The organism is Amycolatopsis palatopharyngis (assembly GCF_003385185.1).
GTDB lineage: Bacteria > Actinomycetota > Actinomycetes > Mycobacteriales > Pseudonocardiaceae > Amycolatopsis > Amycolatopsis palatopharyngis.
The window spans coordinates 17,308-29,948 of the sequence record NZ_PQHZ01000049.1 but is presented as its reverse complement, the minus strand read 5'-3'; the positions used below and the strand labels follow the sequence as shown (position 1 = coordinate 29,948).

The 12,641-nt window shown below is 68.4% G+C and carries 9 protein-coding genes and 1 pseudogene; 8 read left to right on the top strand and 2 right to left on the bottom strand.

Annotation, left to right across the window (positions count from 1 at the left end; all coding sequences use genetic code 11):
* Positions 1-47 precede the first annotated feature (47 nt).
* The 4 genes from D0C15_RS35540 (at position 48) to D0C15_RS27385 (ending at position 2,137) form a co-directional block, all read left to right on the top strand.
* Positions 48-278, top strand: coding sequence for a DUF4244 domain-containing protein (locus tag D0C15_RS35540; RefSeq protein ID WP_116051008.1), 231 nt, complete (start codon positions 48-50; stop codon positions 276-278).
* A 68-nt stretch (positions 279-346) separates the two neighbouring features.
* Positions 347-703, top strand: coding sequence for a TadE family type IV pilus minor pilin (locus D0C15_RS27395; RefSeq protein ID WP_342768607.1), 357 nt, complete (start codon positions 347-349; stop codon positions 701-703).
* Complete coding sequence (locus D0C15_RS27390; RefSeq protein WP_116051007.1) at positions 690-1,100, top strand: Rv3654c family TadE-like protein; 411 nt, start codon at positions 690-692, stop codon at positions 1,098-1,100. Before D0C15_RS27395 ends, D0C15_RS27390 begins: the two co-directional genes overlap by 14 nt.
* 377 nt (positions 1,101-1,477) lie before the next feature.
* The gene (locus D0C15_RS27385; protein WP_116051006.1) at positions 1,478-2,137 is read left to right on the top strand and encodes a bifunctional DNA primase/polymerase; all 660 of its coding nucleotides are present in this window, start codon (positions 1,478-1,480) and stop codon (positions 2,135-2,137) included.
* Here D0C15_RS27385 and D0C15_RS27380 read toward each other — a convergent pair.
* Positions 2,125-4,529: pseudogene (locus D0C15_RS27380) on the bottom strand (DEAD/DEAH box helicase); the annotation flags it as partial. The gene D0C15_RS27385 and the pseudogene D0C15_RS27380 overlap by 13 nt on opposite strands.
* Before the next feature lie 250 nt (positions 4,530-4,779).
* On the opposite strand from D0C15_RS27380, the gene D0C15_RS27375 reads away from it, so the two are divergent.
* From D0C15_RS27375 to D0C15_RS27365, 3 genes are all read left to right on the top strand, one after another.
* Entirely contained in the window at positions 4,780-7,062 is a 2,283-nt protein-coding gene (locus D0C15_RS27375; RefSeq protein WP_116051004.1) for a sodium-translocating pyrophosphatase, read from the top strand.
* Positions 7,063-7,332: 270 nt separating this feature from the next.
* Complete coding sequence (locus D0C15_RS27370; protein WP_162830272.1) at positions 7,333-7,950, top strand: hypothetical protein; 618 nt, start codon at positions 7,333-7,335, stop codon at positions 7,948-7,950.
* An 86-nt stretch (positions 7,951-8,036) separates the two neighbouring features.
* Positions 8,037-8,627 (top strand): hypothetical protein, encoded by a 591-nt coding sequence (locus D0C15_RS27365; protein WP_342768609.1) that lies wholly within the window; start codon positions 8,037-8,039, stop codon positions 8,625-8,627.
* Here D0C15_RS27365 and D0C15_RS27360 read toward each other — a convergent pair.
* Entirely contained in the window at positions 8,610-9,473 is an 864-nt protein-coding gene (locus tag D0C15_RS27360) for a S1 family peptidase (protein WP_116051001.1), read from the bottom strand. The two genes, D0C15_RS27365 and D0C15_RS27360, sit on opposite strands and share 18 nt — an antisense overlap.
* A 293-nt stretch (positions 9,474-9,766) precedes the next feature.
* Between D0C15_RS27360 and topA the strand changes: the two genes are divergently transcribed.
* Positions 9,767-12,598, top strand: coding sequence for a type I DNA topoisomerase (gene topA, locus D0C15_RS27355; protein ID WP_116051000.1), 2,832 nt, complete (start codon positions 9,767-9,769; stop codon positions 12,596-12,598).
* Positions 12,599-12,641: the final 43 nt, after the last annotated feature.

Genomic DNA, 12,641 nt, shown 5'->3' with positions numbered 1-12,641 from the left:
CAGCACATCGACAACGTCAGCAATCCGATAACCAGAAGGGACTCGACATGATCTCCAACCACCCGCACTTCGCCAACGACCCGTTGTACGGACCCGCGGCCGCGACGCGGTGGCCCGCGCTGCCTGCCGGTGACGAGGGCATGAGTACTGCTGAATACGCCATCGGCACGATCGCGGCAGCCGCGTTCGCCGCCCTGCTCTACGCCGTCGTCACCGGAGATTCCGTGCTGGCCGGACTCACGGCGCTGGTAGAACGCGCACTCTCGGTGTCGTTGTGAAGGCCGGTCCCGCTGAGCGGGTGTGGCGAGAACGGCGGAGCAGGGCGTCGCCCAACGACAGTGGTGCGGTGACCGTGGAGGCGGCCATTTCGATCTGCGCACTGGTCACCGTGCTCGGCTTGGTGCTCGCCGGGTTCTCGATGGTCATCGACCAGTTGCGGTGTGCCGATGCGGCGAGAGCGGCGGCCCGCCAGCTTGCCAGGGGTGACAACTCGCTCGCGGAAGAAGCGGTGCGCATGCTCGCTCCTCGAAAGGCGCGAATGGTGGTCCGGCACGAGCCTGGCGGCGTCACTGTCACGGTGATCGCGGATGCCGTAGCTGGACTGCTGCCCATGGTCGAGTTGCGCGCCGAGGCCTACGCCGCGATGGAGCCGGGGCGGGAAGAAGCAGCCGCGACGAAGGAACGAGCGCGTGCGCCGGCATGAGGTTTGGGGTCGAAGGCGAATTGGTTCCGATTCCGGATTCGCCACGGTGTGGACGGCTTGCGCGGTGGCCGCACTGCTGGTGGTCACCGGCGTCATCCTTTGGCTGGGCGGTGCGGTCGCCGCCAGGCAGCGGGCGGCGGCTGCTGCCGACCTCGCCGCACTCGCCGCAGCCGGACAAGCCGTACTGGGCTCGGATCGGGCCTGCGCCGCGGCCGAGAGGGTGGTTCAGCGGATGCGGGTGCGAATCGCCAACTGCGAGTTCGCAGGCTGGGACGCGCTGGTGGAGGTCGAGACGACGCTGCCGGGAGCGCTTGGCGCCAATCCAACGGTCAGGGCGCGAGCAAGGGCAGGTCCAGTGCTGCCGTTCGGCGTCCGCGACGAACGGAACCAACGGTGACCGACCGACCGGTCGGACATGAGATGACAACAGCGGGCAGCGGTCGCTGACACGCGGTGAGCGGTAGGACACCGGTCCGTGATGCCGATGAACAACGGCTCTTGGCCGTGGAGTCGCCGTAAGCGCCGTTTCCGCATCTCGTTATCTGTCCGAAATCGCCGCCGAACGGCCGGCTGGAGCACTGCTGGGCGACGCTCACCGGCAGGGGGGTGTTCGGCGCGACGGTTGGCCGTGAGTTCGCTCACCGTCTCCGAACGCCCGGTTGTCGAGGGGGAGGTTCCCCCGATCTGCAAGTTGCCGTTTAGTCATTCGTGTCGCCACCGCATGACGCAGGACGGCGACCGAGTACCACAGAGTACGAGGAGGCAGAGAAAGACATGTTGGACACTGACTGGTCGAGCGGCTGGCGCGGCGCTTTCAAGATCGAGCTGCGCGCCGAAGCCATCGGCCTCGCCTGGCGCGGCTGGCCCGTGTTACCGGGTACGTACCCGGACACGGCCGCTTCGGCGGACGACACCACGGGCTGGACCGTGCCGGTGCCCGAGCACGAGGACTGGCAGGACCGCCTGGGTGCACACCCCCAGCAGGTCGCCGAGTGGTTCACCGGGAACCCGCACAGCCTCCTGGTGGCCACCGGGCGGGTGCTCGACGCGGTGGAGGTCGACGACGACCTCGGTCGCCGCGCGGCACGCCTGCTGCGGGCCACGGGCCAGCCCGCCCCCATCGTCGCGATGCCGAACGGGCGGTGGCTGTTCCTCACCACCGTCGCCGATCGGCTGCCCGCCGAACTCATCGAGCGCGCCAACGTGCGCTGCCACGGTGAAGGGAGCTGGGTGCCGCTGCCCCCGACGCCGTTCCAGCACGGGGTCGTGCACTGGCGAGTCAAGCCCGAGGTCTGGGGCTGGCAACTGCCCGAGGCGGACACCGTGCACGCCGTGCTGGTGGACGCGCTTACCGGACCTGAGCCGGAGGAGGCCGTCGCCGCCCCGGTTAGCACCAAGGCCCGGCTGCTGACCGTGCACCGGTCCGCAGCCTGAACTACCCCGTGGTCGTGCCGGGCCCCGTGAGACGCACAGCCCCCAGCACGGTGTCCAATACGACCACCGCCCCTGCCTTGTCCAGCGGTTCGTTGCCGTTCCCGCATTTCGGCGACTGAACGCAGGACGGGCATCCCGCCGGGCACTCGCAGGAGACGATCGCCTCCCGCGTAGCGGCCAGCCATGGGACCAACGCGGCAAAACCGCGATCGGCAAATCCCGCACCGCCGGGATGGCCATCGTGCACGAACACCGTCGCCTCCCCGGTGTCTTCGTGCAGCGCGGTAGAGACCCCGCCGATATCCCATCGGTCGCACGTAGCGAACAGCGGTAGCAGGCCGATCGCCGCGTGCTCGGCGGCGTGCAGGGCACCGGGGACGCGCGCCGGACTCAATCCGGCGCCCCCCGGTGCCCTCGCACCTTCCTCGTCACTGTCAGCGCTGGATTCACCCCGGAGCAGATCGCCGCCGATCGTGTACCAGACGGCGCGTGTTCGCAGAACCTGCTCGGGCAGGTCCAGCGGAACGTGGTCGATGACCTCACCGGACGGTCTGCGGCGGAGGTAGCCCACGACCTGTGAGGTCACGGCGACCTCGCCGAGACAGACGGTCACGCCGTCGTAGGTCTGTTTGTGTTCGGTGTTCAGAACGCTGATGTCCACGATCTCGCGCGCCGAGGTGTTCCAGTCAGGGTCCTCGGTGTGGACGAGTGCGAGCCCCTGTTCGAGATCGAGGTCGTCCACCACGTAGGACGCTCCCTGGTGGAGGTAGACCGCACCAGGGTGCACCGTGCCGCAGGCCGAGCCCGGGTCCACAGTGCCCAGCATGCGCGCCGTTTCGGCCTCCACCACGGCGATCTGCTCACCGCCGGAACCACGAATGTCCACCTCGTGGTGCGGTCGCTCCCGGGAGGTCCAGTACCAGCCACTCGGCCTGCGCCGTAGTACTCGGTCCGCCACCAGCGATTCGAGTACCTCGCGGGCGGCCTGGCCACCGAAGTCGTCCAGTTCACCCGCGGTGATCGGCAGTTCCGCGGCAGCGCAGGCGAGTTGTGGCGCGAGTACGTACGGATTTCCCGGATCGAGGACGGCGGTTTCCACCGGCCGTTCCAGGATCGCGGCGGGATGGTGCACCAGGTAGGTGTCCAGTGGATCGTCACGCGCGACGAACAGGACGAGTGCGTCGTCGCCCGCTCGGCCCGCGCGGCCCGCCTGCTGCCAGAACGAAGCCAGCGTCCCGGGGTAGCCCGCGAGCACCACGGCATCCAGTCCGGCGATGTCGACGCCGAGTTCGAGTGCGTTGGTGGTCGCGACACCGAGCAGTTCGCCGGAGAGCAGGGCGGCTTCGAGCGCACGCCGTTCTTCGGGAAGGAAACCGGCGCGGTAGGCCGCGACCTTCTCCACCAACTCCGGGTCCACCTCGCCGAGGATGCGGCGGGCGCTCAGTGCCGTCAGCTCGGCACCTCGGCGGGAGCGGATGAAGGCCAGCGAGCGGGCACCTTCGATGACCAGTTCGGCGAGAATGCGCGCCGTCTCCGCGCCCGCGGACCGCCTTACGGGAGCGCCGTTCTCTCCGGCGAACTCCTCGAGCAGCGGCGGTTCCCACAGTGCGACGGTGCGGGCTCCCCGGGGTGAGGCGTCCTCGACGACCGGAACACAGTCCATTCCGGACAGTCGGCCGGCGAACTCGGCAGGCTCCGCGGTCGTGGCCGAGGCGAGCACGAAAACCGGATCCGCGCCATAGTGCCTCGCGACCCGGCGCAGCCTGCGTAGCAACAGGGCGACGTGGGAACCGAAGACGCCGCGGTAGCCATGGCACTCGTCCACCACGACATAGGAGAGCTTACGAAAGAAGCGTGCCCATCGGGCGTGCCCGGAGAGCATCCCCCTGTGCAGCATGTCGGGATTGGTGAAGATCCATCTGGCGTGCGCCTTGACCCAGTCCCGCTCGTTCATCGGCGTGTCGCCGTCGTACGAGGCGGCCCTGATCCCTCCGAGGTCCACATCGGACACCGAGCGCAGCTGGTCGGCCCCGAGGGCCTTCGTGGGGGACAGGTACAACGCCGTCGCCCTGTCGTCCGTGTTCAGCGTCGCCAACACAGGAAGCTGGTATGCCAGCGATTTGCCGGACGAGGTTCCCGTCGCGATCACCACATGCCGGCCGGACCAAGCGTGTGCGGCGGCCTCGACCTGATGTGTCCACGGGCGGGCAACGCCTGCGGCCATGATGGCGTCCACAACGGGACGCGGCGCCCAGTCCGGCCATTCGGCGAAACCTGGCGCACGCTCGGGCAGTTCGGCGACATGGGTGATCGGGTTGCGGTCGGCCGGGATCCCGGCCGTGACCCTGCCCAGCAGGCGCCGCGCACGCTCCTCGTTTCCCACGGCACTCACGAACTCCAGCTTCGCACATGCGTTCGCATGCTCTTCCTCCGCGTTTGTGGCGGGTTACGCCAGTGGGCGTGAGCGAATTCACGCCGTTACGTTCCGTGCTTGATCGGGGACGCCTTGCCGGGGCGGATACCTGTACCAATACACTCCGGCCAACCACACCTTCTGTGGTGTAGATCCCATGCCAGCGTCGGCGCAGTCGTTCCTACGGCCGCCCCGTCGCTGACGACAGGCGACGTTTCCAGGAGGACGAATGTCCCGGCACTTCCTCGCGGCGGGCTCAGCCGAGCTCTCCGGAGGTGATTACGGCATCGTGGCCGTGATCGCCGTGGTCGCCCTTGCCGCACTGGTCATCGGCTACGTACTGCTCAAGGAGGTCCTGGCCGCGGGCCAGGGCACTCCGAAGATGCAGGAGATCGCCAAGGCCGTGCAGGAGGGCGCTACCGCCTATCTCAACCGACAGCGGAAAACACTGCTCATCTTCGGTGCGGTCGTGTTCGTCCTGCTGTTCGCCCTTCCAGCGGAGGACTGGAACGAGAAAATCGGCCGCTCGCTGTTCTTCCTCGTCGGCGCGGTGTTCTCGTTCGCGATCGGCTACGTGGGCATGTGGCTGGCAACCAGGGCGAACCTGCGGGTCGCCGCGGCGGCGCGGGAGGACTCGGGTGGCCGCGAGAAGGCCATGCGTATCGCGTTCCGCACCGGCGGGGCGGTCGGCATGTTCACCGTCGGGCTCGGCCTGTTCGGTGCCGCGGTCGTGGTGCTGGTCTACGCGGGCCAGGCGCCCAAGGTGCTCGAGGGCTTCGGCTTCGGTGCCGCACTGATCGCGATGTTCATGCGTGTCGGTGGCGGAATCTTCACCAAGGCCGCGGACGTCGGCGCCGACCTCGTCGGCAAGGTCGAGCAGAACATCCCCGAGGACGACCCGCGTAACGCGGCGACCATCGCCGACAACGTGGGCGACAACGTCGGTGACTGTGCCGGTATGGCGGCGGACCTGTTCGAGTCCTACGCGGTGACCCTGGTCGCGGCCCTGATCCTGGGCAGCGCGGCGTTCGGCGCCACCGGTCACGGTCTCGTCTTCCCGCTGATCATTCCGGCCATCGGGGTGATCACCGCGGTGATCGGTGTGTACATCACCAAGGCGCGTCCCGGAGAGAGTGGCCTGACCACCATCAACCGGTCGTTCTACATCTCCGCGGTCATCTCGGCCGTGCTGTCCGCCATCGCGGCGTTCGTCTTCCTGCCGGACTCCTTCGACGGCAACGACGGCAATCCGGCCGTCGTCGCGACCGTTTCGGTGATCATCGGTATCGCACTGGCAGCCGTGATCCTCAAGCTGACCGGCTACTACACCGGTACCGAGCACAAGCCGGTGAAGGATGTCGGCAAGACCTCGGAGACCGGTGCCGCGACGGTCATCCTCTCCGGTATCTCGGTCGGGTTCGAGTCCGCGGTGTACACGGCACTGGTGATCGGCAGTGCGGTGTTCGGCGCCTACCTGCTGGGCGGCGGTGTCGCCCTGTTCGCGGTGGCGCTCGCCGGTACCGGTCTGCTGACCACGGTCGGCGTGATCGTGGCCATGGACACCTTCGGTCCGGTCGCGGACAACGCACAGGGCATCGCCGAGATGTCCGGTGACCTGAAGGAGGGTGAGGGTGTACAGACCCTCACCGAGCTGGACGCGGTGGGCAACACGACCAAGGCCATCACCAAGGGCATCGCGATCTCCACCGCCGTGCTCGCGGCGACCGCGTTGTTCGGCTCCTACTCGGACGCCATCAAGGACGCACTGGCCTCGGTCGGTTCCTCCCTCGGAGATGCGCCTGACTCGTTCCTGAACGCCATCATCAGCCCCAACACACTGGTTGGTGTGCTGGTCGGCGCGGCCGTGGTCTTCATGTTCTCCGGCCTCGCGGTCAACGCGGTCTCCCGTGCGGCAGGCGCTGTCGTGTACGAGGTGCGTCGCCAGTTCCGCGACATTCCGGGAATCATGGAGGGCACCACCCGCCCCGAGTACGGCAGGGTCGTGGACATCGTCACCCGTGACTCGCTGCGGGAGCTGGCCACGCCGGGTCTGCTCGCGGTGTTCGCACCGATCGCCGTCGGCTTCGGTCTCGGTACCGGTGCGCTCGCTGGCTACCTCGCAGGTGCGATCGCGACCGGCACCCTGATGGCGGTGTTCCTCGCCAACTCCGGTGGCGCATGGGACAACGCGAAGAAGCTGGTCGAGGACGGCCACCACGGCGGTAAGGGCTCCGACGCCCACTCGGCCACGGTGATCGGTGACACCGTCGGTGACCCGTTCAAGGACACCGCCGGCCCCGCGATCAACCCGTTGATCAAGGTGATGAACCTGGTGTCGCTGCTGATCGCTCCCGCGGTCGTGCAGTTCACCGTCGGCCCGGACGCATCGCTGGCCGTGCGGCTCACCATCGCGCTGGTGTCGGTGGCCATCATCGTCGCGGCGATCGTCATCTCCAAGCGGCGCGGCACCGCCATCGCGGACACGCCCGCCGAAGCGGTCAACAAGGCGTAGATCGCCTGCCGTGCGCCACGAATTGGTAGTGGCGCACGGTGAACGGTCGCGGGCCCGGGGCGGGCGGTTCCGTCCCGGGCCCGTGGCATGTCCGAAGTCCACCGTTCACCGCACGCCGGTTGGTGGCGACTTGCAAAGGCACTGACGGTCGGTACCGTCGAAGCGGCTGGACCACCTGCCGCCTCCGGTCGGCGGGCCCAGGAGACGTCCAGGCCGTACTCGGTAGGTCGCCGGTGCCGGTTGCGCCGAGTGTTGTCAGGAGGTGTGGGCGTGCGGCCGCGTAAGACCCTTCTCGCCGCAGTAGCTGTCGGTGTCTGTGTCGCCGTGGTGGGCTGCGGTGAGCGGCAACCGCAGAACGCTCAACCGCTGGAGCGGCCAGACGGGCCCGGACTGACCTCGGCCGAGGTGCAGCGCGAGGACGCGACCACCCGCTGGGCCGACGGGTACTGCCTCGCGGTGGGTGAGCTCGTGCGATCGATGTCGACCATTCCGATGATCGATCCGAGCACCACTCAGCGGGCCACCCGTACTTCCAGCGAACTGCTGGCCACGATGATCAGCGGCCTGGACCGCACGGTGGGCAAACTGCGTGAACTCGGCGCCGCCCCGGTTCAGGTGGGCGAGCAGGTTCGCGCGGAGGCCATCGCGGACTACACGGCCATCCGGGATCGGGCGGCGGAGGTCAAGAAGACGCTGGACGCCGCCGCACAGGATCCGGCGGCGAGCCGTCAGGCGATCAGTGCGGCAGGTGGCCCGCTCGACGAGATCGGCAAGATCAATCTACTGGCCGGGTTCGAGTCGGCGCCCGAACTCGCCACCGCGCGCGACCGTGCTCAGGCCTGCCGGGATCTGACCGAGCAGGGTCCCGAGCCGCGGCTCGGATACTGACCGAGCGTTTCCGGTGCGCTACCTGACGTAGAGCGGACCCTGGTCAGAATCGAACGCCTGTTCTACCCTTTGTTGTCGTGGACCAGATGTCGTTCTACTCGGCCGAGGCGCGCGGGCCCACCCTGCTGGACCTCGCCGGGGTGCTGTGCGCCCACGGGAAGCTTGCCCGTTTCGCCCGTACGGCGGCACGGTTGTCGGTGCCCCTGGAGGAGGACTGGCGCGCACGAGCACTGGTCGGGGAGTGCGCCGTGCGCGGCGCGGCCGCCCAGGTGGTGCGCTCGGAGCGGGACGAGCCGCTCGTGCGCACGGCATTCCGGACCGATCTCCTGCCGCTGGCGGACACCTGGAACCAGGCGGGAGATGGAGAGAAAACCGTGCCGGGCGGGTTCGTCCTGGACGGGCCCGCGCTGCGCCTGTGGGCGCTGGTGGCGGGGCGGCCGGTCGAGGGCGGGTACGAGTTCGCCCTCGATCCGAACGCCCCGCGCACCCACGAGCCGCTGGTCGGTGAACTGTCCGCGCTCGGCCTTCCGTGCAGGCGGTTCGGCGCCGGTTCGGACTGTCCCGTTCTCCGGCTGCGGGGCAGCCGGAGGCTGGCCAGCCTCCGGGAGCTGGTCGGCCCGAGCCCGCAGGGCGCGGAACCGGCCTGGCCAGGCGGTCCCCTACGCGCTGCCGGCTAGGGCGCCTGCTGCCGCGGGCTTCGGAAGCTCGCAGTCGAGCAGACCTAGGTCGAGCTCGCTGCCCTGTACAAGGCACTCGTCGATGTGGTGCGTCTGCTGGCCGTAGTTGATGCCCATGCGCACCGTCACCTCGCCGTTCTCGTCCACCTCACACGGGTTGTTCATGGTGCACTCCTCGCCGGAGGTGTTGCCCGTGTTGTTCACTCCGACGACATCCCCGGTAGCCCTGTCGATGATCGGTGAGCCGGAGGTGCCGCCGATGGTCTTGCAGTCCTCCGTATAGCGGATGGAGTCACGCCAGACCCAGTCGGCCTCACGTAGTTCGTGCACGAAGCCGTCGACGGAGCACGAGTACGAGCGCTTCCAGTATCCGGACAGGATGTCGATCTCGCTCCCGGCGCTCGTCCGATCGTCGGCCAGGGTGCGGGCGCTGACCCCGTAGGCCTCCTTGACCTGCGCGTAGCTTCGGTCCAGCTGGTAGAGGGAGACGTCCGTCCCGGTCATCGTCGCGTAGACGAGCTTGGTCGCCGACACCGTTCCGAGCTCCGACTCCCCGTCCGGGGAGAGCACGGTGAACGAGCGGGTCGACGGCTGGTTCACGATCACCTCGCCGGGGGCGGGGAAGCCGTCCTCGAGGCAGTGGCCGTTGGACAACACCAGCGCGGGATCCCCGCTGTCCGCGCCGGGCGTGGCTACGATCGAGCCCGAGCAATTGGACAACGCGACGATGCCCGAGAAGTCGAGCTGTGTGCGCTCGGCGGCCGCGGCGGTTGGGGTGACCGACGACACGGTCGCTACCGTGGCGAGCAGTGCGGCGGCGAGTGCGCCGGGCAGCCGTCGGAACATCGTGAGGTCCTTTCACTCGGCAGTTCGGGTCAGTAAATAGGTAACCGTGTGCGGTCGCCACCTGCAAACGGAGGGTATGCGGCCCGTTACTCTGCAACCCCGGCCGGGCACGAGGGCTGCATCACGTGCTAGGTGTGGAAAGGAAACGCGGCCGGTGTCAGATCCGATGCGTCTCACACACGGCTGACGGCGTGTTGCGTCACCTCGACGCACACGACCTGGCTTTGGAGTGCACACTGACTGGTTGAAAGGTCGCCGGTACGGGTGGCGGAAAGAGCGGAGAGCGGGACAGCGTGGCTGGAACGGCACGGACGAAGAAGACTGCGGCGGGCGGCGCCTCGAAGGCAGGCAAGGCCGACGCCGGGTCGAACGGTGCGCGGCGCCGGCGGCTGGTGATCGTCGAGTCGCCCACCAAGGCCCGCAAGATCGCCCCCTACCTGGGCAGCGACTACGTGGTCGAGTCCTCCCGTGGGCACATCCGTGATCTTCCCCGAGGTGCGGCCGACGTGCCCGCCAAGTACAAGGGGCAGCCCTGGGCCCGGCTCGGGGTGGACGTGGACAACGGGTTCGAGGCGCTCTATGTGGTCTCCCCGGACAAGAAGTCCACGGTCACCGAGCTGAAGAGCCTGCTCAAGGACGTCGACGAGCTCTACCTCGCGACTGACCCCGACCGCGAGGGCGAGGCGATCGCCTGGCACCTGCTCGAGGCGCTCAAGCCCAAGGTGCCGGTGCGCCGCATGGTCTTCCACGAGGTCACCGAGCAGGCCATCCAGGCGGCGGCGGACAGCACCCGTGAGCTCGACGGGGACCTGGTCGACGCCCAGGAGACCCGGCGCATCCTGGACCGTCTCTACGGTTACGAGGTCTCGCCCGTCCTGTGGAAGAAGGTCATGCCGAAGCTCTCGGCGGGCCGGGTGCAGTCGGTAGCGACCCGGATCGTGGTGCAGCGTGAGCGCGAGCGCATGAAGTTCACCTCGGCCTCCTACTGGGACATCGCGGCGACGATGCAGACCGGGGCGGCCACCGTCTCGGACGACCCCGCGACGCCGAAGAACTTCCCGGCCAGGCTGGTCGCCGTGGACGGCACCCGCCTCGCGACGGGCCGCGACTTCGGTTCGGACGGTCAGCTGAAGGAGGCCTCCTCCGCCAAGGACGTCCGCATCCTGGGCGAGGCCGACGCCACGCAGCTGGCGCAGGCGCTGCAGGACCGCGACTTCACGGTCAGCAGCGTCGAGGAGAAGCCGTACACCCGGAAGCCGTACGCCCCGTTCATGACGTCCACGCTGCAGCAGGAGGCTGGCCGCAAACTGCGGTTCACCTCCGAGCGCACGATGCGCATCGCGCAGCGGCTGTACGAGAACGGTTACATCACCTATATGCGTACCGACTCCACGACGCTGTCGGCGACGGCGATCACGGCGTCGCGCAACCAGGCGACGGAGTTGTACGGCTCCGAGTACGTCTCGGACAAGCCGCGCCAGTACACCCGCAAGGTGAAGAACGCGCAGGAGGCACACGAGGCGATTCGCCCCGCTGGTGAGGTCTTCCGGACCCCCGGCCAGGTGGCGGGTGAGCTGGAGACCGACGAGTTCCGCCTGTACGAACTGATCTGGCAGCGCACCATCGCCTCCCAGATGGCCGACGCCAAGGGCACGACGATGTCCGTGCGTATCACCGGAACGGCCACCAGCGGCGAGGAATGCACCTTCGCCGCGTCCGGTCGCACGATCACCTTCGCCGGGTTCCTCAAGGCCTACGTCGAGTCGGTGGACACCGAGGCTGGTGGCGAGGCGGACGACAAGCAGAGCAGGCTGCCAAGGCTGCAGCGCGACCAGGAGGTCGCGGCGACCGAGTTGGCCCCGGACGGCCACTCCACCTCGCCGCCCGCGCGCTACAGCGAGCCGAGCCTGGTCAGCAAGCTGGAGGAGCTCGGGATCGGCAGGCCGTCAACCTACTCCTCGATCATCAAGACGATCCAGGACCGCGGCTACGTGTGGAAGAAGGGCTCCGCGCTGGTGCCTTCCTGGGTTGCCTTCTCGGTGGTCGGGCTGCTGGAGCGGCATTTCGAGCGCCTGGTCGACTACGACTTCACCGCAGCCATGGAGGACGAGCTCGACCGGATCGCCGCGGGCGAGGAGCAGCGGACCCAATGGCTGACCAGGTTCTATTTCGGTGGCGATCTCGGCGCCGACGGATCGGTCGGCAGGCTCGGCGGGCTCAAGAAGCTGGTCGGCACCGGTGTCGAGGACATCGACGCCAGGGAGATCAACTCGATCCCGCTGTTCACCGACGCCGACGGTCATACGGTCGTCGTGCGGGTGGGGCGTTACGGCCCGTACCTGGAGCGGGAGGTCGACGGGAAGTCGCAGCGGGCGAACCTGTCGGACGAGTTGCCGCCGGACGAGCTCACGATCGAGATCGCGGAGAAGCTCTTCGCGACCCCGCAGGAGGGGCGCGTACTGGGCACGGACCCGGAGACCGGGCACGAGATCGTGGCGAAGGAGGGCCGGTTCGGGCCCTACGTCACCGAGGTGCTGCCCGAGCCCGCGGCCGACTCGGAGGAGGCCGAGGCCCCGGCCAAGAAGTCCAGCAAGGCGAAGAAGGTCAAGCCGAGAACCGGTTCGCTGTTCAAGTCGATGTCCATCGCCGACATCACCATCGACGACGCCCTCAAGCTGCTCTCCCTGCCGCGGGTCGTCGGTAAGGATCCCGAGTCCGGGGACGAGATCACCGCGCAGAACGGCAGGTACGGCCCGTACCTGAAGAAGGGCACCGACTCGCGGTCGCTGGCGACCGAGGACCAGATCTTCGACATCACGCTCGACGAGGCGCTGAAGATCTACGCCGAGCCGAAACGCCGCGGCAGGCAGGCGGCGGCCAAGCCGCCGCTGAAGGAACTCGGCAACGACCCGGTGTCGGGCAAGGCGATGATCGTCAAGGACGGCCGGTTCGGTCCGTACGTCACCGACGGCGAGTACAACGCCTCACTGCGCAAGTCCGACAGCGTGGAGGAGCTCGACGACGAGCGGGCCGCCGAGCTGCTCGCGGAGAAGCGGGCCAAGGGGCCCGCCCCGAAGAAGAAGGCTCCCGCACGCAAGAAGACGCCGGCCAAGTCCAAGTCCTGACCGTGCGGGTCGAGCAAGACGCGGTGTGCCACCCGGCCAGCTG

Coding starts and splice junctions, on each gene's coding strand:
- D0C15_RS27385 (WP_116051006.1), top strand. CDS start 1,478: ATGTTGGACACTGACTGGTCGAGCGGCTGGCGCGGCGCTTTCAAGATC.
- D0C15_RS27365 (WP_342768609.1), top strand. CDS start 8,037: ATGTCGTTCTACTCGGCCGAGGCGCGCGGGCCCACCCTGCTGGACCTC.
- D0C15_RS35540 (WP_116051008.1), top strand. CDS start 48: ATGATCTCCAACCACCCGCACTTCGCCAACGACCCGTTGTACGGACCC.
- D0C15_RS27375 (WP_116051004.1), top strand. CDS start 4,780: ATGTCCCGGCACTTCCTCGCGGCGGGCTCAGCCGAGCTCTCCGGAGGT.
- D0C15_RS27360 (WP_116051001.1), bottom strand. CDS start 9,473: ATGTTCCGACGGCTGCCCGGCGCACTCGCCGCCGCACTGCTCGCCACG.